The sequence below is a fragment of the Sodalis sp. RH14 genome (assembly GCF_047324285.1).
Lineage (GTDB): Bacteria > Pseudomonadota > Gammaproteobacteria > Enterobacterales > Enterobacteriaceae > Acerihabitans.
In genome coordinates, this window is record NZ_CP178739.1 from 1,533,136 (window position 1) to 1,556,245 (window position 23,110).

A 23,110-nucleotide genomic window follows, 5' to 3' on the forward strand; every position below is an offset into this window, starting at 1 on the left:
GCACGCTCTCCCTGTAACACGCCTGCTTTAAGTTCAGCGTTAGCGGGCCTGGCCTGCCATGGTGCGCTCGGTCGGGCGGGAAAAGCACGCCCGATTCGACCCCAACGGCATGCCCTCCCGTGACCATGCCGGGTTTAGGGCGGTTTTTTTATGCCGCGCCGGGGTAAACAGGCGCACCGGAGAAACGATTACACATTAAGCCGCATACAGACAGCGCAGAGTTGGCTTTCTGCTTATATACTAAGGTAAAGTTGAGTGTAAATAATAAGACGATAATAATTAACAATTCTGCATACAGGGGACATGGGATGTTACTCACCAATTATGTGTTATGGCGACGTGGGCTTCTCGCTTGCCTGCTGGCATCAAGCCTGATCCCGCTGGCCGTCCGCGCTCAGGTGGCCACCGCCCCCATCATGCCGGATACCAAGACGCTGGGCCACAGTCCGTCCGCATTGGCGGCGGTGCTGCCCGCCGGCGTCAAGCCCTATTATTCCGCTGAGCTTAACGCGCTTTATGCCGCCCGGCATAACCAGCCCATGTGGCAGGATCGCGATGCCATCCAGCAATTCCAGCAGCAACTGGCCGAACTGGCGCTATCCGGCGTCCAGCCGCAATTTATCTCCTGGGCGCAATGGCTGACCAATCCCGATATCAGTCCTATGGCGCGCGACGTCATCTTGTCCGACGCCATGCTCGGCTACCTGCAATTTGTCACCGGGGTGGAGCAAAACGGCGAGGTCTGGCTTTACAACAACAAGCCGTATCGCCTGGCGCCGCCGCCGGTACTGGCGGTCGAGCACTGGCAGCACGCGATTAAAGACGGCGGCATCACGCGTTTTATAGCCGGCCTGGCGCCGCAGCACCCGCAATATCCCAAGATGCACCAGGCGTTGAAAACCATGCTGACGGATAATCATCCCTGGCCCCAGCTCAATGGCAATGAAAGCCTGCGCCCCGGGCAGCTAAGCGATGATATCCCGGCGCTGCGCGAAATCCTGCACCGTAGCGGCATGATATTGCCGGCGTCGGCCACCCCGCTGCCCACCGCCGATAATATGCCGGCGGATGTGCGCACCACCCCTCCGGTGACGGATGGGCAGCAGTCGGTGGTGGTCAGCCCGGCGGCCGATTCCCTGGCGCCGTCCGCTTCGACGTCCGATCCGGCCGTGGTGGCGACGGTCGACCCGCAGGATAAGGCCTATACTCCCGATCTGGTGGAGGCGGTAAAACGCTTCCAGAGCTGGCAAGGGCTGACGGCCGACGGCGTTATCGGCCGCCAGACACGGGATTGGCTGAACGTGTCGCCGCAAACGCGGGTGACGCTGCTGGCATTGAACATACAGCGCCTGCGGCTGTTGAATAACCGTATCAATACCGGTATCCAGGTTAATATCCCCAATTTTTCGCTGGTGTATTATCAGCAGGGCGCCCAGGTGCTTTCATCCCGGGTGATTGTCGGCCGGCCAAGCCGCAAAACCCCGCTGATGCGCAGCGCGCTCAGCAGCGTGGTGCTGAACCCGCCCTGGAATGTCCCCACCTCGCTGGTGCGGCAGGATATCGTCCCCAAGGCGATGCGCGATCCCGGTTACCTGCAGCGCAACGGTTTTACCGTTCTGTCGGGCTGGAGCAGCGACGCCGAGGCCATCGATCCCGGCACCCTGGACTGGGGCATGATTTCCCCTGCCCATTTCCCGTTCCGGCTGCGCCAGAATCCGGGCGCCAACAACGCGCTGGGGCGGTATAAGTTTAATATGCCCAGTTCGGACGCCATCTATCTACACGATACGCCCAACCATAATCTGTTCCTTAGCGATATGCGCGCGCTCAGCTCGGGCTGCGTGCGGGTCAACAAGGCGTCCGACCTGGCCAATATGCTGCTGCAGGACGCCGGCTGGGGCGATACGCGGGTCAGCGCCACGCTCAAGGAAGGCAATACCACCTATGTGCCGATACGCCACCAAATTCCGGTGAATCTGTTTTATCTTACCGCCTGGGTGGCTGATGACGGCAAACCACAATTTCGTACAGATATTTACAATTATGATTCCGCGATAAAAGTAGGGGCCAAAAGCCTGGCCAATGCGCAGCGGCTGCTGCAATAACCTGCTGAACGAATGAGAATTATTTACGGCCGGAGCGATAACGCGCCGGCCGCCTATTCTGTGAACCTTTGCAAACCTTGACAAAGCGTTGGTTGACTGCACCAATAACTGCGGTTATGGTTCCCGACGGTGCGCTTATGTGCAATACGTTCGTTTCCTTATGCCGATTGGTTATTTCGCTCATGGATCATATAAATCATCACCGCCGCAAACTCTTGACGTTAAGCTGTGCCGCAATGGGTGTCGCCTTGCTGCCCAGTACCTCCTTTGCCATGCTTTCTACGCCCAGGCCCCGTATTCTCTCGCTGAATAACCTGAACACCGGAGAAACATTAAAAACCGAATTCTTTAATGGTAAAGGGTATAATGCCTCGGAATTGTCGCGCCTTAATCATTTTTTCCGTGATTACCGCGCCAATAAAGTGACGAGTATCGATCCGCGCTTGTTTGATCATATCTACCGCCTGCAAATGATGCTCGATACCAACAAACCGGTACAATTGATTTCAGGTTACCGTTCGGTGGACACCAACAACGAACTGCGCGCGCACAGTTCCGGGGTGGCCAAGCACAGCTACCATACGCTGGGTAAAGCGATGGATTTCCATATCCAGGGCGTGCAGCTGAGCAACATCCGCAAGGCGGCCATGAAAATGCGCATGGGCGGGGTAGGCTATTATCCCAGCAGTAACTTCGTCCATATCGATACCGGTCCGGTTAGAGCCTGGTGAGCCTGTTATCGCCGGGCCCCGGGTAGCGGCGGCAGGCGAAAACAGAGAGTAATGAAGTATGATGAAATACCATATTGTCCCGGTTACCGCCTTCAGCCAGAATTGTTCGCTGATATGGTGTGACAAAACCGGCGAAGCGGCGCTGGTCGATCCCGGCGGCGACGCGGCCAGGCTTATCGCGGCGGTGGCGGAAAAACCGGTTGCGATAAAACAAATTCTGCTGACCCATGGCCATCTGGACCATGTCGGCGCCGCCGCCGAGCTTGCGGCCCATTATGGCGTGCCCATTGTCGGCCCGCAGCGCGAAGATCTTTTTTTACTGGCGGGGCTGCCGGAGCAAAGCCGCATGTTCGGCCTGGATGACTGCCGGCCCCTGACGCCGGATCGCTGGCTGGAAGAGGGCGACGAGGTCCTGGTCGGCGAAGAGCGTTTCGCCATCCTGCACTGCCCGGGCCACACTCCCGGACATATCGTATTTTATAACGCCGCCGCGCATTTTATCCTGATGGGCGATGTGCTGTTTTACGGCGGGGTTGGCCGCAGCGATTTTCCGCGCGGCAATCATCAGGATTTAATCAATTCTATTCGCACCAAACTCCTGCCCCTGGGCGACGATATCGATTTTCTGCCCGGCCATGGACCTATGTCCACCCTTGGCCATGAACGCCTGACCAATCCTTTCCTGCGATAAAAAAAACCGCCGGTTAAGGCGGTTCAGACTGTTGACGGACCCGCCTCCTGCTTATTCTTAATCAATGAGCAGGAGGCCGGTGCTTTCGCTGCCACCGGGACAATCCGGCGTCCAGGCGACGCGACATCCGCCACCCCCGCCGCCAAAACCGCGCCCGGTCAACAGACATCACCCCGCCGGCAAACCTTGCCGATGCCCGTAAACGCGCACGTTATACGATTGCACGCCGTTAAAGCACCGCCACGATGGCTTCGCATAATTGCGCCATATTCCCGGTGGTCATGCCCGCCACATTTACCCGGCCAGAGTTCACCGCATACACGCCGAACTCGCTGCGCAGCCGCAATACCTGATCTTTGGTCAGGCCGCTGAACGAGAACATGCCGTTTTGCGCATTGATAAACTCGAAATCCTGCTGCGCGCCTTTTTCCCGCAGGGTATTGACGAACAGCTGGCGCATGCGCCGTATACGCTGGCGCATTTCGGTCAGTTCCTGCTCCCACAGCGCCTTCAGCGCCTCGTTGCCTAGAATGGTGGCGACAATCGCGGCGCCGTGGGCCGGCGGATTGGAATAATTGGCGCGAATACAGGATTTTAGCTGGCTGAAGATCTTGTCGGCGGTGTCGGCATCGGCGCCGACCAGGGTGCAGGCGCCAACGCGCTCATTATACAGACCGAAATTTTTGGAATACGAACTGGCGATAATCATTTCCGCATGGTTCTCGGCAAAGATACGCAGGCCCTGCGCATCTTCTTCCAGCCCATGGGCAAACCCCTGGTAGGCGAAATCAAATAACGGCAGCCAGCCTTTGCTCCGCGACAGCTCGGCCAGGGTACGCCATTGCGCCTCTGTCGGGTCGATACCGGTGGGGTTATGGCAGCAGCCGTGGAATAACACGACGTCGCCGGCCTGGGCCTGCTCAAGGCTTGCCAGCATGCCGGCGAAGTTAAGCTGGTGGCTGACGGCGTCGTAATAATCGTAGTCGGCGGTTTCAATACCGGCGGCGGCGAAGATATTTTTATGGTTCGGCCAGGTGGGGGTGCTGATCCAGACGCGCCGGGTCGTGGTGTTGCTGGCCAGGAAATCCGCGGCGACGCGAAGCCCGCCGGTGCCGCCGGGCGTTTGCGCCGTGCGGGCGCGGTTGGCGCTGATAATCGTGCTGCCGGTGCCGAACAGCAGCGTTTGGGTACAGCGGGCGAACGCCGGCAAGCCGTCGATGCCGAGATAATTTTTGGTGACTTCGTTTTCCAGCAGCAATTGTTCGGCTTTTTTGACGCTGGTGAGCACCGGTGTCTGGCCGGTTTCATCTTTATACACGCCGATGCCCAGGTTGATTTTATTGGGCCGCTCGTCGGCACGGAAAACGTCCAGCAAACCAAGGATAGGATCGGCGGCGGCCAGGGGGATAGTTTCAAACATTATGAAGGGTTCCAGAAGGTAACTAAAGGTGAGCGTAGAGTGTTATCAGGTTACCGCCAGAAACTTGCTTTGCCAACAGGCTGGGGAAAAAAACGCTGTGACGGCGCAAGGGAATTTACCGGAAAAGGGCAAATGGACGGCATTGGCGGAAAAAAACAAAAAAAAAGCGGGGCAGCCACCCCGCTTCTTTATCTTGACCTGCAGTTATGATGCGCTGCAAGGACGTCCGTGTCGGCTTAGAACTGGTAAACCAGGCCCAGTGCCACGGTGTCGTCGGTACCCATGCCCAGCTTGTTGTTGTCATCAACTTTATTGATGATGTAGTCAACATAGGTGGACATGTTTTTGTTGAAGTAGTAGGTAGCGCCAACTTCGTAGTATTTCAGGATATCAGTGTCGCCGATGCCTTCAACATCTTTCGCTTTGGACTGGCCGTAAGCGATGGACGGACGCAGACCGAAGTCAAACTGATACTGGGCAACCAGCAGGATGTCCTGGGTTTTATTGGCAAAGCCATCAACACCGGTAGTCACGCCGCCAGTGGTAACCGGCGCGGTGATACGGGTTGCGTTACGGGTTTCGCCGTAGGTGGCAGCCAGGTAAATATTGTTAGCGTCATATTTAACCGACGTTGCCCATTGTTCGGCACGGTCGCCCTGGCCAATCGGCGAGGCGTTCTGCGTTTCGGTACGATCGGAGGAAGCATAAGCGCCTACGATGCCTAAGCCGATAGGAGAAACGTATGATACGGAACCGCCGTAGCCGTCGCCGTTAGCGCGGCCGAAATCAGCGCCGGTACGTTCGTTTTTGCCCTGGTATTGCAAGGCAAAATCCAGGCCGTCGGCCAGGCCGAAGAAATTGGTGTTGCGGTAGGTGGCAACGCCGGTGGTACGGCCGACCATAAAGTTATCGGTGTACGCGGTATCACCGCCGAACTCCGGCAGCATATCGGTCCAGCCCAGGGCGTCATACACTACGCCGTAGTTACGGCCGTAATCGAATGAACCGTAGTCACCGAATTTCAAACCGGCAAAGCCCAGACGGGTTTTGTTGCCGTCTTGCGCGTCGGTGCCGCCTTCAGTGTGGTTGGCGTTAAACTGGTATTCCCACTGGCCGTAACCGGTCAGTTGGTCGTTAATCTGGGTTTCGCCTTTAAAGCCGAGACGCGCATAGGTCTGATCGCCGTCGCCCGCAAAGCTGTTGTCGTTGTCGTTAGAGAAGTAATGCAGGCCGACAGCTTTACCGTACAGATCCAGTTTGTTACCGTCTTTATTATAAACTTCGGCCGCATTAGCCGCGCCAGCAGCCAACAAGGCCGGAATTACCACTGCAAGAAGATTGCGCTTCATCATTATTACTACCCTCATTGGTGTTATTCGGACACCTGCCACTGCCGCTAACATTTCTAGATGAAACATTATTGAGAGTTTGGTGTCTTCCTGTGTCTGCACGCAGTGTTCCATTCGTGGACCTGTTAATCCACATGGAAAATGCTACAAAGGTCGCAATGATGTTTCAGTGGGAAACCGTGTGTTACAAAATGTAAATTTCACGGAACTTTGTGAGAGAACTCAAACTTTGAAAAGATAAAGGCCAGCATCGCTGGCCTCCAGAAGTTATATATATGTTTTTCTTATATTTTAAGAAGAAAATTAGAAGTTCGCATTGCGCGGGCTGCGTGGGAAGGGGATTACGTCACGAATATTTTGCATTCCTGTGACATAAACGATCAAACGTTCAAACCCGAGTCCGAAACCCGAATGCGGCACGGTGCCGTAACGACGCAGATCGCGGTACCACCAATAATCTTCTTTATTCAGCCCCATTTCCGCCAAACGATCGTCAAGCCGGTCCAGACGTTCTTCACGCTGTGAACCGCCGATGATTTCGCCAATTCCCGGCGCCAGCACATCCATGGCGGCCACCGTTTTGCCGTCGTCGTTCTGACGCATATAAAACGCCTTGATGTCTTTGGGGTAATTTTTTACCACCACCGGCGCTTTAAAATGTTTCTCCGCCAGGTAGCGTTCATGCTCGGAGGACAAATCGACGCCCCATGAGACCGGGTTTTCGAAGGGCTGGCCGGAGGCGATTAAAATCTCCACCGCCTCGGTATAATCAACCTGGGCAAAATCGGATGCCACAAAATGTTCCAGGCGGGTAATGGCGTCCTTATCCACGCGTTCGGCAAAAAATTTCATATCGTCGGCGCGCTCGGTGAGCACCGCCTGGAAGACATATTTCAGCAGCGCTTCCGCCAGGCCGGCGATATCATCCAGATTGGCGAAAGCGACTTCCGGCTCCATCATCCAGAACTCGGCCAGATGGCGGGTGGTATTGGAGTTCTCGGCGCGGAACGTCGGGCCGAAGGTATAGACCTTGGATAGCGCGCAGGCATAGGTTTCGGCATTCAGCTGGCCGGAGACGGTCAGGAACGCTTCCTTGCCGAAAAAGTCTTCATCAAAGTTAACCTTGCCCTGGGCGGTGCGCGGCAGGTTTTCAAAATCCAGCGTGGAGACGCGGAACATCTCACCGGCGCCCTCGGCGTCGGATGCGGTGATAAGCGGCGTGGAGACCCAGAAGAAGCCGTGCTCATCCATAAAGCGGTGGATGGCCTGCGCCAGGGTATGGCGCACCCGGGCGACGGCGCCGATCATATTCGTGCGCGGGCGCAGGTGCGCCACCTCGCGCAGATATTCCACGCTGTGGCGTTTCGCCGCCATCGGATACGTGTCGGGATCGTCCACCCAGCCCAGCACGTCCACTTTGTCCGCCTGGATCTCGAAGCGCTGGCCGCCGCCCAGCGATTCGGTCACCCGGCCGGTGATCGCCACCGAACAGCCGGTGGTCAGGCGCAGGATGTCCGACTTGTAATTCGGCAGAGTATTATTTATGACGGCCTGTAAAGGATCAAAGCAGGAACCGTCATAGACGGCGAGAAAGGAGATACCGGCTTTAGAATCTCTCCGGGTACGCACCCAACCATATACAGTGACTTCACTGTCAGCCGGTATGCGCCCTTGCAGTACATCGACTACAGGCACTACGCTCATAAATGACTCTCTTAACTCATTGTGATGGGGGATTAAACATTATCGCCGCGGCGAAAGCTGTAATATGTTACTTGGCGGGCAGAAGGACACAAGCGAAAATCATCATTTAATGACAGATTTTGCCTGCGGGCGCAAACAATCGCCGGGTAAGGGGAACAATGAGGCGCGATGCGCGCGCCGGAAGAGGAGCCGGCGCGGGGTAGGGCAAGCATCAGCTGGCTTTTTTCACCAGCGGTAAATCAAAGGCCTTGCGCAGCGCGCGGACGAACTCTTTATCCTGGCACATGCTTTTACCGGGGCTGTCGGACAGTTTCGCCACCGGTTTGCCGTTGCACTCCACAAGCTTTATCACGATATTCAGCGGCTTAACCGCCGGGATATCGCACGTTAGCCGGGTGCCGATACCGAACACCAGGTTAATCCGCTGCCAGAAGTGGCGATACAGCGCCAGCGCCTTGTCGAAGTCAAGGCTGTCGGAAAAGACCAGGGTCTTGGTCAGCGGGTCGATCCCCAGCTTCTGGTAATGGGCAATCGCCTTCTCTCCCCATTCCACCGGGTCGCCGGAATCATGGCGCAATCCCTGGTAGCGCGTGGCAAAGCCGGCGCCGAAATCACGCAGGAACGCATCCATGGTAATGCAATCGGTCAGGGCGATGCCCAACTGATCGGGATATTCGTCCAACCAGGCCTGAAGCGCGGCGCGCTGGCTATTGGCCAGTACCGGACTTATCTGCTGGTGGGCCTGAAACCATTCATGGGCCTGGGTGCCCACCGGCGTTAACGACAGCCGCCGGGCCAGATCGTAGTTGCTGGTGCCGATGAGATAAGGGAAGTCCCGCTGCAGTTCGCGGACCACATCGTATTGGACCTGGCGCGAAAACCGCCTGCGGGTGCCGAAATCCATCAGTTTGAAACGGGAGATATCGATATCGCGGCTGCGGTCGCGGAAATGCTGCAGTTTTTGCCGCAGCTGCGTCAGCGCCATGTCGCGCACATCGAAAGGCGTGCGCCGGCGATGGACCACTTCGCTGATGACCGCCAGCAATGGCACTTCCCACAGGATCACCTCACGCCACGGGCCGGTAATGCGGATATCGAGCTTGCCGTTATGATCGCGCACCCGCACCTGGCGCGGGTCGAACCGGAACGCGCGCAGCCACGCCAGATAATCCTGGTGGAAAAAAGGCAGCGCCGAGAGAAAGGCGAATTCCTCGTCGCTCAGCGCCAGGTTACGCATCAGCTCGATTTGCGCGCCGATTTCGGCGGCGTATTCGCCCAGCATATCGTCGCCGCGGCAGCGGAACTCGGCGGTACCCGTAACATCATGGTAACGATGATAAACCGCCTGCTGCATATGCAACTTGTAGGCATCAGTGTCAAGTATCGACGTTAAAATCGGCTCAATGGCTAAAGTCATGGCGCGCTACAGCATCCTCTTGCGACACATAAATACAGTCGGATAAATGGCAAATCGACTGAAGTGTACCCGGCTTGTTCTGTAAGTGTAGTCACATCAAATCATAAATGGCGCTGCAACGTCGAGGCTTAAACGTGCCGTCCGGGCTGAAACGACATGATAAAACCCGTGGTGCAGCGTCACGATCTTTTTCAACCCCCTGCGCGGGCATTTTAACGGGCCATGCCGCTTAACAATGGCAACATGGTCTTAACAGGAATAGACTTATCACAGAGAAATCAATGACGATGCCAAAAGGTTAATTATGACTCAACAGCCGCTAGCAAAATACCGCCATGATTATCGTGCGCCGGATTATACCATCACCGATATCAGCCTGGAGTTTGATCTTAACGCCGAAACCACTACGGTAACGGCGGTCAGTAACGTTGTCAGGAAAGGACCGGCGGGAGCGCCGCTGGTATTAAACGGCGAGGACCTGCAGCTGCTTAACGTCAGCATCGATGGGCAGCCTTGGGCGCACTACCGTCAGGAAGGGCCGCTGCTGGTGATTGAACAGCTGCCCGGGGCGTTTACCCTTACCATCGTGAATGTGATTCATCCGGCGCAGAACTCGGCGCTGGAAGGGCTGTACCTGTCCGGCGACGCCCTGTGCACGCAATGCGAGGCGGAGGGTTTCCGCCATATTACTTATTATCTGGACCGCCCGGACGTGCTGGCGCGCTTTACCACCCGCATTATCGCCGACAAAACACGCTATCCCTTCCTGCTGTCCAACGGCAACCGCATTGACGGCGGCGAAATGGCCGACGGCCGCCATTGGGTGGTCTGGCAGGACCCGTTCCCTAAACCCTGCTATCTCTTTGCCCTGGTGGCCGGTGATTTCGACGTGCTGCGCGATAGTTTCACCACCCGTTCCGGACGCGAGGTGGCGCTGGAGCTGTTTGTCGATCGCGGCAACCTGGATCGCGCCGATTGGGCGATGACCTCGCTTAAGCAGGCGATGCGCTGGGATGAAGCCCGCTTCGGCCTGGAATACGATCTCGACATCTTTATGATTGTCGCCGTGGATTTCTTTAATATGGGCGCCATGGAAAACAAGGGATTGAATGTGTTCAATTCCAAATATGTGCTGGCGCGCGCTGAGACCGCCACCGATAGTGATTATCTGAATATCGAGCGGGTTATCGGCCATGAGTATTTCCATAACTGGACCGGCAACCGTATCACCTGCCGGGACTGGTTCCAACTGAGCCTGAAGGAAGGGTTGACGGTCTTTCGCGATCAGGAATTCAGCGCCGATCTCGGCTCGCGCCCGGTGAACCGCATCGGCAACGTGCGCGTGATGCGCGGCTCGCAGTTTGCCGAGGACGCCAGCCCGATGGCCCACCCGATTCGTCCCGAGAAGGTTATCGAGATGAATAACTTCTATACCGTGACGGTCTATGAAAAGGGCGCGGAAGTGATCCGCATGCTGCATACGCTTTTGGGCGAAGAAAAGTTCCAGGCCGGGATGCGGCTGTATGTTGAGCGCCACGACGGATCCGCCGCCACCTGCGATGATTTTGTCAACGCCATGGAACAGGCTTCCGGTATCGACCTGACCCAGTTCCGCCGGTGGTATAGCCAGTCCGGTACGCCGGTATTGTCGGTGCGCGATGACTATAACCCCGAGTTGCGGCAATATCAGCTGCACGTCAGCCAGATGACCCCGCCGACCGCCGATCAGGCAGAGAAACTGCCGTTGCATATTCCGCTGGATATCGAGCTTTATGATATCCAGGGCCAGGTGATTCCTTTGCGGCGCGACGGCCGGCCGGTGAACAATGTGCTGAATATCACCGACGCGGTGCAGACGTTTATTTTTGACGATGTGCCGTCGTTGCCGGTGCCGTCGCTGCTGCGCGGATTCTCCGCGCCGGTGAAGCTCGATTACCCCTATAGCGATCAGCAGCTTACCTTGCTGATGCGTTTTGCCACCGACGAGTTTTCCCGTTGGGACGCCGCGCAGAGCCTGCTGTCGATTTATATTCGCCTGAGCGTGGCGCGCGTGAGCCAGGGCCTGCCGCTGAGCCTGCCGCTGCATGTGGCCGATGCCTTCCGGGGCGTGTTGCTCGACCCCTCCCTCGACCCGGCGCTGGCGGCGCAGATCCTGACGCTGCCCAGCGAAAACGAGATGGCGGAATTATTCAGCGTTATCGATCCGGCGGCAATCCATGAAGTGCATGAGGCGCTGATCCGCTGTCTGGCGACGGAGCTGGCCGATGAGCTGCTGGCGGTTTACCAGGCCAACAAGACGCCGGTATACCGGGTCGTGCACGCGGATATCGGCAAGCGCGCTTTGCGCAATATTTGCCTGTATTACCTGGCGTTCGGCGAACACGATCGGGCGATCAGGCTCACCACCGCGCAGTATCACGCGGCGGACAATATGACCGATGCGCTGGCGGCGATGTCCGCCGCCGTGGCGGCGCAGCTGCCGTGCCAGGCGACGCTGCTGGCCGAGTTCGACGAGCGCTGGCATCATGACGGCCTGGTGATGGATAAATGGTTTACCCTGCAGGCCACCAGCCCGGCCGACGATGTGCTCGCCCAGGTTAAATCCCTGCTGACCCATCGCTCCTTCAGCCTGAACAACCCTAACCGGATCCGGTCGCTCATCGGCGCGTTCAGCGCGGGCAATCCGTCGGCGTTCCATGCCGCCGACGGCAGCGGCTACCGCTTCCTGGCCGAAATCCTGGTCGAGCTTAATACGCGTAATCCGCAGGTGGCCTCAAGGCTTATCGAGCCGCTGATCCGGCTGCGGCGTTACGATGAGTCGCGCCAGGCATTGATGCGCGAGGCGCTGGCGACGTTGCAGGCGCTGCCGAACCTGTCCGGGGATTTGTATGAAAAAATCACCAAGGCGTTAGGTTAGCCCGGCGGCGGCGGGGTTATGGCGCCCCGCCGACGCGCCATAACCCCGCCGCAAGGGGGCTTTTTTGATCTGGCGCGAGCGATCGCGCTTTTTTTACGCCGTTTGATTTCTTTTCCGCGCCCGATACTTGATAATACCGCCCCGGTTGCCACCGGGATATCAGGAGACGATATGTTTTATCCCCTCATCAGACAGGCTTTATTCCAGCTCGATCCAGAACGTGCCCATGAATTAACCTTCCAGCAGTTGCGCCGAATTAGCGGCACGCCATTCGAGTTTCTGGTGCGCCAGTCGGTGCCGACCAAGACGGTCAATTGCATGGGGATAGCGTTTAAGAATCCGCTGGGACTCGCCGCCGGCCTGGATAAAGATGGTGATTGCATCGACGCGCTCGGCGCCATGGGTTTTGGCTTTATCGAGGTCGGCACGGTAACGCCGCGTCCGCAGCCCGGTAATGATAAACCACGCCTGTTCCGGCTTGTCGAGGCGGAAGGGCTGATCAACCGGATGGGATTTAACAATAAAGGCGTGGATTATCTGGTTGAAAACGTTAAAAAATCCCATTTTGGCGGCGTGTTGGGAATCAATATCGGCAAAAACAAGGCGACGCCGGTGGAGCAGGGCAAGGAGGATTATCTGCTGTGCATGGATAAGATATATCCTTACGCAGGCTATATAGCGATAAACATTTCCTCCCCCAATACCCCGGGACTGCGCACGCTGCAATTCGGCGAAGCGCTGGACGATTTATTGTTGGCGATTAAGAATAAGCAGTCCGAACTGCAAAAGTATCACCACAAATATGTTCCGGTTGCGGTCAAAATAGCCCCCGACCTGACGGACGAAGAGCTGGTCCAGGTTGCCGACAGCCTGGTCCGTCATAATATCGACGGCGTCATCGCCACCAACACCACCACCGACCGGCACCTGGTGCAGGGCCTGAACCATTGCAACCAGACCGGCGGGTTAAGCGGCCGTCCCTTACAAGCGCGCAGTACGGAAGTGATTCGCCGACTGTTCCGTGAATTAAACGGCAAATTGCCCATCATCGGGGTAGGGGGAATTGATTCCCTGATCGCCGCGAGGGAAAAAATGGACGCCGGCGCCGCGCTTATTCAAATATATTCCGGCTTTATTTTTCACGGTCCCCGTCTGATTAAAGACATTGTTACCCATATTTGATCATTTTTTTCTCATTAAACGGCTTGGGGGGTTTATTTATTCCCCAGGCTCGTTTATCTTTTATCCGTTTGCTGTTAATTTATCCGTAGAATTATTTTCTAAACGCTAAAATTCTTTGCAGGATATTTCATAATCGATTGCGACGTGATGAAAGGATTTAAAGATGAAATTCACTCCCGGCGATAATTGGCGTTGGTTTTATGATGCCGAGCATGATCGGATGATGCTGGATCTCGCTGACGGTATGATATTCCGTTCACGCTTTTGTGCTAAGACACTGACGCCCGATGCGTTTAGCGAAACGGTATTCTGCGTAGACGACGCCGCGCTCTATTTTACCTTAGCCGAAAAGTGTCGGGCGCTGCCGTTAAAGGAAGAACAGCAGGCGGAGCTTATCCTCAATGCCCTGGTGGCATTGCGCTTCCTGAAACCGCTGATGCCGAAGAGCTGGCATTTCCGGCCGCAGCCCACGCCGTTGAACTGGCATCCCGTGATGGGCGACGACGTGCTGGTGCGCCTGAATGACAATGGCGAATATGCGCGGCTGCTGGTGGCGGAAGCGGGCGATAACGCCAGCCTGTGCGTGCTGGCGCAGGCGCAGCTTACCCTGGCCGCGCGTAAAATCGTGCTGGGCGACGCCATTAAAATAATGCACGACCGGTTATTACCTTACCCGCGCCAGGACGATATCCAGTACGCCGCCGCGGTGTAGCCGCCATTCGGCGTATGCGGGGCGCGTATGCCGCCAGGAAGTTAGCCAAGACGCAAATCGCTTTTGGGTATGCAACTGCAGGACAGCACCTGGCCGGGTTCTTCGACCGCGCTGGCTTTCAGCGGCGCGACCTCGCCTTCAAGCAACCTTACCTTGCAGGTGCCGCAGATGCCTGCCCGGCATGAATAAGGAATGCGAATCCCCTGCTGCTCAAGCTGCTCCAGCAATACCTGCTGGTTATTGCCGCGAAAGCGCCGTCCCTGGTAATCAATCATCACCTGCCGCTCGCCGTCCACCGGCGCCGCCAGGGTTGCGCTTACCGCGCCGCCTCCGTAACGCCTGGGCTCCTGTTCCGCCAGTATTTCAATCATGTCGCCGGCGCGGATGATGCCGCTGGAGCGCGCGATCAGATTTTGGCCGAAATCCACATCGCCGTTATCGGCGGTGCGGTAGCCCTGCAAGGTGCGTAAAGGCTCCGTCGCCGGGTGTTTACGGCCCAGTTCCACGCTCACGGTGGTGAGCACGCAGCGGCTGCAGGGCTTGACCGCCTCGAACTCGACGTCGCCGATGCGAATGCGCCGCCAGCCGTCCTCGGCAAAAGGCGCCGCGCCCGCCGCCACCAAATTCGGCCGGAACTGGGTAATATTGATGCCGGCGGGACAGCGCCCCTGCAAATCCCTGAACGAGGACTCGCCGATCAGCAAAAAGGGATAACCGTCGGCAAACGACAGCGGTATGCCGGGATAGCGTTTGACCCGCCGGTGGCTTTGCTCCCCGGTCCAGCGTAGCTGCACCGCGCGACCTAAATAGCCGCTTAACCAGTTATTGATGGCCTCGGGTGCCACATACGCGGTAAAATGGTTGCCCCAGACTTCGGTGGGGCGGCCGTCAGGCGTGAAATCGGCAAAGCGCGCCAATATGCTTTGTCCGTCCGGCGCGCCAAGGTGCAGGCCGTTTTGTACCATCACCGGCGTAAACAGCACCATTTGCGGATATTGGCGGGCGGTAATAAAAGTACCGTCCGGGTCGGTAACCATAAATATCCGGTCAAAGGCCAGACCTTCGGCGCCCGCCAGCGCATGGGATACCTGCAAACCGCGCATTGATTTCACCGGATGAATATATAACCGCGATAAACTGACCACTTTGCCTCCCTGCCGGAACACTCTGTTGGGCCAACTTTATGACAATGGGTCGGGATTAGCTATAATGCCCAACGATTTTTCTTTTTGATGATAAGTGACATGATGAACGCACTCTTTGCCAGTACGGCACAAGGTTTAGAAGAACTGTTAAAAAGCGAGCTGGAAGCACTGGGTGCGCTCGACTGTAAAATAGCCCTGGGCGGGGTGCACTTTCACGGCGACGATCGGCTGCTGTACCAAAGCCTGCTCTGGAGCCGCCTGGCTTCGCGCATCCTGCTGCCGCTGACCGATTTTGACGTTTTCAGCGATGATGACCTCTATCAAGGGGTGCGGGGTATCGACTGGCCGGCGATTTTTTCGGTGGATAAGTCCTTTGTCGTGCATTTCAGCGGCACCAACGAGGCTATCCGCAACAGCCAGTACGGCACCCTGCGGGTAAAAGACGCCATCGTCGACAGTTTCGCCGATGCCCTGGACCAGCGTCCGGACGTGGCCAAACAGCAGCCGGATATCCGCGTGCAGGTGTTTTTGCACCGCGACCATGCCATGGTATCGCTGGATCTGAGCGGCGGCGGGCTGCACCAGCGCGGCTACCGCGACGGCGCGGGCCAGGCGCCGCTCAAGGAAAACCTGGCGGCCGCCATCGTGCTGCGCTCCGGCTGGCAGGCGGGCACGCCGCTGCTGGACCCAATGTGCGGCTCCGGCACCCTGCTGATCGAAGCGGCGCTGATGGCGGCGGATCGTGCGCCCGGCCTGCTGCGTCAGCAATGGGGCTTTTACGGCTGGCGCGGCCATAACGAATTCCTGTGGCAGGAAGTGCTGGACGCGGCGCGCGCGCGCGCCGCGGCGGGGGCCGGCGCCGTTTCACGCTTTTTTGGCTCCGACAACGATGCGCGCGTGCTGGAAAAAGCGCGCGCCAATGCCCGTCACGCAGGCATCGCCGATCTGATCACCTTCTCGGTTAATGATGTGGCTAATCTGGCCAACCCGCAGCCTGACGGCCCGACCGGCACGGTGATCAGCAATCCGCCCTATGGCGAGCGGCTGGAAAGCGAGCCGGCGCTGATCGCGTTGTATAATCTGCTCGGGCGCATCATGAAAAGCCGGTTCGGCGGCTGGCGGCTGTCGCTGTTCAGCGCGTCGCCGGTATTGTTAAGCGCGCTGCAATTACGCGCGGAGCGTTCATTTAAAGCAAAAAACGGCCCGCTGGACTGCGAGCAGAAAAACTACCTGCTGGCCGAGACGCCGAACGTGGCGGTCGCCCGCGACATCGCGCCCGATTTCGCCAACCGGCTGCGTAAAAATATCCGCGGCCTGGAAAAATGGGCCGCCAAGCAGCATCTGGATTGTTATCGTCTTTATGACGCCGATTTGCCCGAATATAACGTCGCCATCGATCGCTACAGTTCATGGGTGGTGATCCAGGAGTATGTGGCGCCAAAAACCATTGAGCCGGAAAAAGCGCGCCAGCGACTCTACGACGCCATCTCGGCGACCCTGTCGGTGCTGGATATCCCCGCCAGCCAACTGGTGGTGAAGGCCCGCGAGCGGCAGAAAGGCAAAAGCCAGTACGAGAAGCTGGCGCAGAAGGGCGAATTTCTGCTGGTGGACGAATATGACGCCAAACTCTGGGTCAACCTGACCGATTATCTGGATACCGGTCTGTTCCTCGATCATCGCATCGCGCGTAAAATGCTGGGCGAGATGAGCCGCGGCAAGGATTTCCTCAACTTGTTCGCTTATACCGGCAGCGCCAGCGTGCATGCGGGCATCGGCGGCGCGCGCAGCACCACCTCGGTGGATATGTCGCGCACTTATCTGGAATGGGCGGAAAAAAACCTGCGCAGCAATGGGCTGGTCGGCAAGCAGCATCGCCTGATCCAGGCTGATTGCCTGTCCTGGCTTGAACTGTCGCAGGAAACCTTCGATCTGATTTTTATCGATCCCCCCACGTTCTCCAATTCAAAACGCATGTCTGAAAGCTTCGACGTGCAACGGGATCACCTGGTGCTGATGAAAGATCTGAAAAGATTGTTACGCCCGGGCGGCACCATGATGTTCTCCAATAATAAACGCGGTTTCCAATTGGATGCCGAAGGATTACAGGCCCTCGGCCTGAAGGCGCGGTCCATCACCGAGCAAACACGCTCCCAGGACTTCGCCCGTAATCGCCATATTCACAACAGCTGGCTGATAAGCCATGCCGATCAGGATCAATAAACGCCATGTCATTAATCAGCCTTTCCGGCGCCTGGCTATCGTTCAGCGATGCGCCGTTGCTGGATAATACCGAGCTTCATATAGAACGTAACGAACGCGTCTGCCTGGTCGGGCGCAACGGGGCGGGCAAATCCACCCTGATGAAAATCCTCAGCAAAGAAGTGCCGCTGGACGACGGGCAACTGATTTTCGAGCAGGATACCATCGTTGCCCGCCTGCAGCAGGATCCTCCGCGCAACGTGAGCGGCAGCGTGTATGATTTCGTCGCCGAGGGCGTGCAGGAACAGGCGCAAACGCTGAAGGCCTACCATGCCGTTTCCCATCTGGTGGAACAGGATCCCAGCGATAAAAACCTGATGGAAATGGGCCGTCTGCAGGAGATCCTTGACCACCAGAATTTATGGCATCTGGAAAAACGCATCAACGAAGTGCTTGAACAGCTGGGTTTGACCGCCGATACCGAGCTGTCGGCCCTCTCGGGCGGCTGGCTGCGTAAAGCGGCGCTCGGCCGGGCCCTGGTCTGCGAGCCCCAGGTCTTGCTGCTGGATGAACCGACCAACCATCTGGATATTGAAACCATCGACTGGCTGGAAACCTTCCTGAAAAGTTTCCCCGGCAGCATTATTTTCATTTCCCATGACCGTTCGTTTATCCGCAATATGGCGACGCGCATTGTCGATCTGGATCGCGGCAAGCTGGTGTCCTGGCCAGGCAATTACGACAAATACCTTGAAGGCAAGGAAGAAGAGCTGCGGGTACAGGAACTGCAAAACGCCGAGTTTGACAAGAAACTGGCGCAGGAAGAAGTGTGGATCCGCCAGGGCATCAAGGCCAGGCGCACCCGTAACGAGGGCCGCGTGCGCGCGTTAAAGGCGCTGCGCAATGAAAGAAGCGAACGGCGCGAGGTTATCGGCAGCGCCAAGATGCAGGTGGAGGAAGCCACCCGCTCGGGTAAAATCGTCTTTGAAATGGAAGATGTCAGCTATCGCCTGGCGGATAAAGTCTTGGTCAGCGGCTTCAGCGCCCAGGTACAGCGTGGCGATAAAATCGCCCTGATCGGCCCTAACGGCTGCGGCAAGACCACGCTGTTAAAACTGATGCTCGGCCAACTGCAGCCGGACAGCGGACGCATCCACTGCGGCACCAAGCTGGAAGTGGCTTATTTTGACCAGCATCGCGCCGAACTGGATCCCGAACGCACGGTCATGGACAACCTGGCCGAAGGTAAACAGGAAGTGATGGTCAACGGCCGTTCGCGCCATGTGCTGGGTTACCTGCAGGATTTCCTGTTTCACCCCAAGCGCGCCATGACGCCGGTAAAAGCCTTGTCCGGCGGCGAGCGCAACCGGCTGCTGCTGGCCAAATTGTTCCTCAATCCCAGTAACCTGCTGATTCTGGATGAACCGACCAATGACCTGGACGTCGAGACGCTGGAACTGCTGGAAGAGATGATCGACGGCTACCAGGGCACGGTGCTGCTGGTCAGCCATGACCGTCAGTTCGTGGACAACTCGGTGACCGAATGCTGGATTTTTGAAGGGGAAGGTCAAATCAGCAGCTTTGTCGGCGGCTATTTCGACGCCCAGAACCAGCGTCGCAATATGCGCTCGCTGCGCGCCGCGCCCGCCCATGCCGAAAAAAATCGCGTCGCCGAGGCGCCAAAGCCGCTTAATGCGAAGCGCGTCCCCGCCAAATTGAGTTATAACCTACAGCGTGAGCTGGACATGTTGCCGCAGGAGATTGAACGCCTGGAGCAGGAAATCAATGCCCTCCAGGCCGAAATGGCGGACGCGGATTTTTTCAGCCAGCCGCACGAAAAAACTCAGGCGGTGATTGCGCGCATGGCCGGCGCCGAACAGGCGCTGGAAACGGCCTTTGCCCGCTGGGAAGAGCTTGAAGCGTTAAAGAACGGACCAAAAGAGTGACATGAACCCGATCGGGAACGGTGGGAATCCCGATCGGGCCGCCAAACGGCATCGGTGCTATGAGGAGAAATGCATGTGTTCTGCCGTCCATCACCCTAAGTACGTGCTTTGTCCGCATTGCGATCTGCTGGTGGCCCTGCCGGAATTGACCGACGGCCAGAAAGGCGTCTGTCCCCGCTGCGGCAATACCCTGATAAGCCGCTGGTCCAACCCGCGCCTCCAGCCGGTGATGTTTGCCATCAGCGCGCTGATAATGCTGGTGCTGGCCAATTTATTTCCTTTCGTCAATATGAAGGTGTCGGGCATCGGACGCCAGATTACCCTGCCGCAAATCCCCGGGATCATGGTGGCGGATCATTTCGCCAGCCTGGCCAGCCTGTTCCTGTTGTTTGTCCAGCTCATCCCCGCGGTATGCATGGTCGCCATCATCCTCCTGTGCCTTGGGTTTCCCCTGTCGTTTCGTCTGAAGGCTTTCCTGGCCAAGTCGTTGTTCGCCCTGCGCGCCTGGGGCATGGCGGAAATTTTTCTGGCGGGCGTGCTGGTCAGTTTTGTCAAGCTGATGGCCTACGGCGATATCGGCGTAGGCATCAGCTTTCTGCCGTTTTGCCTGTTCTGCCTGCTGCAGCAGCGGGCATTCCAATGCATCGATCAGCGTTGGCTATGGGATAACATCATGCCGGCGGTGTCGCCGGTGACCAGGGTGCGCCCGGGGGTCGGCGGCCTGGCGCAGGGGATCCGCGCGTGCAGCTGCTGCACCCTGATCCTGCCCGCCGGACAGCGTACCTGCCCGCGCTGCCGTACCCGTGAGCACGCCAGGCGGCATAACAGCCTGCAGTGGACCATGGCGCTGCTGGTGACCTCCATCATGCTGTATATCCCGGCCAATATCCTGCCGATCATGATAACCGAAGGCTTGGGCAGCAAACTTAACTCGACGATTATCGCCGGGGTGATCATCTTGTGGGATGACGGTTCCTATCCGGTGGCGATGGTGATTTTTATCGCCAGTATCATGGTGCCGACCCTGAAAATGATCGCCCTGGCCTGGCTGTGCTGGGATGCGCGCGCGGACAGAGGCCGGCGCGACAGCGAGCGGATGCATTTTCTCTATGAAATCGTCGAATTTGTCGGCCGCTGGTCGATGATTGATGTCTTTGTGATCGCGGTGCTGTCCGGGCTGGTGAGGATGGGGCAGTTAATGAGTATTACACCGGGCATCGGCGCGGTGTTATTTGCCATGGTGGTGATGATAACCATGTTTGCCGCGCAGATGTTCGACCCGCGTCTTATCTGGGATCGGACCGAAAGTAAAAACCAAAAGGAGTCTTCCGTTGACGGACAATAAGTACGACGTCGCCCAGGTGGAGAAAATCAAGCGCTGGTCGCCGGTATGGATCATTCCGATCGTGACGGTGTTGATAGGCGCGTGGATCCTCTATTACCACTTCAGTCACCAGGGTAAGGTCATTACCCTGACCACCACCAGCGCGGAAGGTATCGAGGCCGGCAAAACCGCCATTAAAAGCCGCAGCGTCGACGTCGGCATGGTGGAAAGCGTGGTGCTAAGCGATAACCTGCAGCAGGTGGAAATCAAAGCCCGCATCAATAACGGCATGGAAAAGCTGTTGCGCCGCGATTCCGCGTTCTGGGTCGTCAAGCCACAGATTGGCCGCGAGGGAATCTCCGGCCTGGGAACCCTGTTGTCCGGGGCCTATATCCAGCTGCAGCCCGGCGCCAACGCCGAGGACGCCGACACCTTTAATCTGCTTGACTCGCCGCCGCTGGCCTCGCCGGATGCCAAGGGTATTCGCGTCGAGCTCGACAGCGACCAGTCCGGGCAGCTCAATGCCGGCGATCCGGTGCTGTTCCGCGGCTTCAGGGTCGGCACGGTACAAACCAGCTACTTCGATCCGCAACAGCGCAAAATGCGCTACCAGCTGTTTATCAGCGCGCCTTACGACAGCCTGGTAACCACCAACGTGCGTTTCTGGAAAGACAGCGGCGTGGCTTTTGATATGTCCGCCCAGGGAATGCGGGTGGAGATGGGGTCGCTGACCACCCTGTTCAGCGGCGGCGTGAGTTTTGACGTACCCACCGGCTGGGATCTGGGCGATCGCGCGACTGAACACCAGTCCTTCCAGCTGTTTGATAATAAGAACAGCATCTCGGATTCGCTGTATACGGTGCATAAGGATTATCTGCTGTTCTTCAATGATTCCGTCCGCGGCCTGCAGCCTGGCGCGCCGGTCGAGTTTCGCGGCATCCGCCTGGGCACCGTCGCCCAGGTGCCGTTCCTTGAGACGGCGATCAAGCAGGCTATCGATGATAATTACCAGATACCGGTGCTGATCCGCATTGAACCAGACCGCCTGGCCGGCAAACTGGGCGACAAATTTGATATTAATTCCCGCATCAAGGAAGCCGGCGAGCACGGGCTGCGCGCCTCGTTAAAAAGCGCCAGCCTGCTGACCGGCTCGCTGTTCGTCGATCTTGATTTTTATCCGCAGGCCAAGCCCTGGGACGGCGAAAAAGTCGTTAACGGTTATCCGGTGCTGCCGACCACCAGCGGCGGCCTGGCGCAAATCCAGCAGAAGCTGATGCTGACTCTTGATAAGATCAATAGCCTGCCGCTCAACCCGATGATTAATGAAGCCACCAGTACCCTGGCGCAAAGCCAGAGTACCCTGCGCGAGCTGCAAAAGACGCTGAAATCGGTGAACCAGATTACCGGTAGCCAGTCGATGCAGCAATTGCCGCAGGATATGCAGCGTACCTTGCGCGAACTGAACAGCAGCATGAGAGGGTTCCAGCCCGGTTCCCCGGCCTACAATAAAATGGTGGATAATATGCAACGACTCGATCAAGTTCTGCGGGAACTGCAGCCGGTATTGCGCACGCTGAACAACAAGAGCAACGCGCTGGTGTTCGAGGCCGATAGCGGCAAAGATCCGAAGCCGAAGAGGGCGAAATGATGAGAAAAGGGATTCTGCTGGCGCTGGCGTTATTGCTGACCGCCTGCGGCGGCAACAGCGACAAGCATTATTACCAACTGCCGGTCGCGGCCCAGGACAACGCCGGGCAGGGACTGCCGTCCGCCGGCGTCACGCGGCATATATGGCTCTCCCGGGTTAACGTGTCGGATTATCTGGCCGGCAGCGGCGTAGTCTACCAGCAAAGCGACGTGCGCTACGTCACCGCCAGCAATAACCTGTGGGCCAGTCCGCTGGAGCAGCAATTGCAGCAAACCATGATCGCCCATTTAAGCAATCGGCTTCCCGGCGTGCTGGTGTCCGCAAGCCAGGGGCAGGGAGATCAGGATACGCTGGAATTCAACGTCACCGGTTTTCACGGCCGTTACGACGGGCGGGCGGTTATTCAGGGCGAGTGGGTATTGACGCATAATAGCCAGGTGACCCGCCACCCGTTCATCCTGACGCTGAAACAGGACCAGGACGGCTATGACGCCCTGGTCAGGACCTTGGCGCAGGGCTGGCAGCAAATCGGCCAGGAAGCGGCCGCACAAATTTCCCGGCTGCCTTAATAACAAAACGTTCTAAAACCAAAACGCGCCTCGGCAGGTTAAGATTCCTTA

At 57.5% G+C, this 23,110-nt stretch carries 17 protein-coding genes; 12 read left to right on the forward strand and 5 right to left on the reverse strand.

Annotation, left to right across the window (positions count from 1 at the left end; translation table 11 throughout):
* The first annotated feature begins 308 nt into the window (after window positions 1-308).
* The 3 genes from ldtD to ACL2XQ_RS06820 all read left to right on the forward strand — a co-directional run bounded on the left by ldtD (window position 309) and on the right by ACL2XQ_RS06820 (window position 3,527).
* Window positions 309-2,105 carry a L,D-transpeptidase gene (gene ldtD, locus ACL2XQ_RS06810; RefSeq protein WP_413728733.1) on the forward strand — a complete coding sequence of 599 codons (1,797 nt, stop codon included), beginning with the start codon at window positions 309-311 and terminating at the stop codon, window positions 2,103-2,105.
* A 182-nt stretch (window positions 2,106-2,287) separates the two neighbouring features.
* Window positions 2,288-2,836 (forward strand): DUF882 domain-containing protein, encoded by a 549-nt coding sequence (locus ACL2XQ_RS06815; protein WP_410015890.1) that lies wholly within the window; start codon window positions 2,288-2,290, stop codon window positions 2,834-2,836.
* Window positions 2,837-2,897: 61 nt separating this feature from the next.
* Entirely contained in the window at window positions 2,898-3,527 is a 630-nt protein-coding gene (locus tag ACL2XQ_RS06820) for an MBL fold metallo-hydrolase (RefSeq protein ID WP_413728813.1), read from the forward strand.
* Window positions 3,528-3,756: 229 nt separating this feature from the next.
* Here ACL2XQ_RS06820 and ACL2XQ_RS06825 read toward each other — a convergent pair whose 3' ends face one another.
* On the reverse strand, window positions 3,757-4,947 hold the full coding sequence (locus tag ACL2XQ_RS06825; protein ID WP_413740172.1) for an amino acid aminotransferase: 1,191 nt from the start codon (window positions 4,945-4,947) through the stop codon (window positions 3,757-3,759).
* 39 nt (window positions 4,948-4,986) lie between these two features.
* Here ACL2XQ_RS06825 and ACL2XQ_RS06830 point away from each other — a divergent pair, with 39 nt between their 5' ends.
* Window positions 4,987-5,157, forward strand: a complete 171-nt coding sequence (locus ACL2XQ_RS06830) for a hypothetical protein (protein ID WP_413740173.1) — start codon at window positions 4,987-4,989, stop codon at window positions 5,155-5,157.
* 26 nt (window positions 5,158-5,183) lie between these two features.
* Here the strand turns inward: ACL2XQ_RS06830 and ompF are convergent, their stop codons facing one another.
* From ompF to pncB, 3 genes are all read right to left on the reverse strand, one after another.
* Complete coding sequence (gene ompF / locus ACL2XQ_RS06835) at window positions 5,184-6,299, reverse strand: porin OmpF (RefSeq protein ID WP_410015887.1); 1,116 nt, start codon at window positions 6,297-6,299, stop codon at window positions 5,184-5,186.
* A gap of 300 nt (window positions 6,300-6,599) precedes the next feature.
* A complete protein-coding gene (gene asnS, locus ACL2XQ_RS06840; RefSeq protein WP_413740174.1) occupies window positions 6,600-8,000 on the reverse strand; it encodes an asparagine--tRNA ligase in 1,401 nt (466 codons plus the stop codon).
* Between the two features lie 211 nt (window positions 8,001-8,211).
* The gene (gene pncB, locus ACL2XQ_RS06845; RefSeq protein ID WP_413728730.1) at window positions 8,212-9,417 is read right to left on the reverse strand and encodes a nicotinate phosphoribosyltransferase; all 1,206 of its coding nucleotides are present in this window, start codon (window positions 9,415-9,417) and stop codon (window positions 8,212-8,214) included.
* Between the two features lie 304 nt (window positions 9,418-9,721).
* Between pncB and pepN the strand changes: the two genes are divergently transcribed.
* From pepN to ACL2XQ_RS06860, 3 genes are all read left to right on the forward strand, one after another.
* Window positions 9,722-12,334: an aminopeptidase N gene (pepN, locus tag ACL2XQ_RS06850; RefSeq protein WP_413740175.1), complete on the forward strand. Its 2,613-nt coding sequence runs from the start codon at window positions 9,722-9,724 to the stop codon at window positions 12,332-12,334.
* Window positions 12,335-12,505: 171 nt separating this feature from the next.
* Window positions 12,506-13,516, forward strand: coding sequence for a quinone-dependent dihydroorotate dehydrogenase (pyrD, locus tag ACL2XQ_RS06855; protein ID WP_410015883.1), 1,011 nt, complete (start codon window positions 12,506-12,508; stop codon window positions 13,514-13,516).
* Between the two features lie 163 nt (window positions 13,517-13,679).
* Window positions 13,680-14,228, forward strand: a complete 549-nt coding sequence (locus ACL2XQ_RS06860) for a cell division protein ZapC (protein ID WP_413728729.1) — start codon at window positions 13,680-13,682, stop codon at window positions 14,226-14,228.
* A gap of 41 nt (window positions 14,229-14,269) precedes the next feature.
* Here the strand turns inward: ACL2XQ_RS06860 and ACL2XQ_RS06865 are convergent, their stop codons facing one another.
* Window positions 14,270-15,373, reverse strand: coding sequence for a YcbX family protein (locus tag ACL2XQ_RS06865; RefSeq protein WP_413740176.1), 1,104 nt, complete (start codon window positions 15,371-15,373; stop codon window positions 14,270-14,272).
* A gap of 102 nt (window positions 15,374-15,475) precedes the next feature.
* On the opposite strand from ACL2XQ_RS06865, the gene rlmKL reads away from it, so the two are divergent.
* From rlmKL to pqiC, 5 genes are all read left to right on the forward strand, one after another.
* Window positions 15,476-17,593, forward strand: coding sequence for a bifunctional 23S rRNA (guanine(2069)-N(7))-methyltransferase RlmK/23S rRNA (guanine(2445)-N(2))-methyltransferase RlmL (gene rlmKL, locus ACL2XQ_RS06870; protein WP_413740505.1), 2,118 nt, complete (start codon window positions 15,476-15,478; stop codon window positions 17,591-17,593).
* 5 nt (window positions 17,594-17,598) lie between these two features.
* Window positions 17,599-19,518 (forward strand): ABC transporter ATP-binding protein, encoded by a 1,920-nt coding sequence (locus ACL2XQ_RS06875; RefSeq protein WP_413722401.1) that lies wholly within the window; start codon window positions 17,599-17,601, stop codon window positions 19,516-19,518.
* 73 nt (window positions 19,519-19,591) lie between these two features.
* Complete coding sequence (gene pqiA, locus ACL2XQ_RS06880) at window positions 19,592-20,863, forward strand: membrane integrity-associated transporter subunit PqiA (RefSeq protein ID WP_410015879.1); 1,272 nt, start codon at window positions 19,592-19,594, stop codon at window positions 20,861-20,863.
* Window positions 20,850-22,490, forward strand: coding sequence for an intermembrane transport protein PqiB (pqiB, locus tag ACL2XQ_RS06885; RefSeq protein ID WP_413728726.1), 1,641 nt, complete (start codon window positions 20,850-20,852; stop codon window positions 22,488-22,490). The genes pqiA and pqiB overlap by 14 nt, the downstream gene beginning before the upstream one ends.
* Window positions 22,490-23,059 carry a membrane integrity-associated transporter subunit PqiC gene (gene pqiC / locus ACL2XQ_RS06890; protein WP_413740506.1) on the forward strand — a complete coding sequence of 190 codons (570 nt, stop codon included), beginning with the start codon at window positions 22,490-22,492 and terminating at the stop codon, window positions 23,057-23,059. The genes pqiB and pqiC overlap by 1 nt, the downstream gene beginning before the upstream one ends.
* Window positions 23,060-23,110 lie beyond the last annotated feature (51 nt).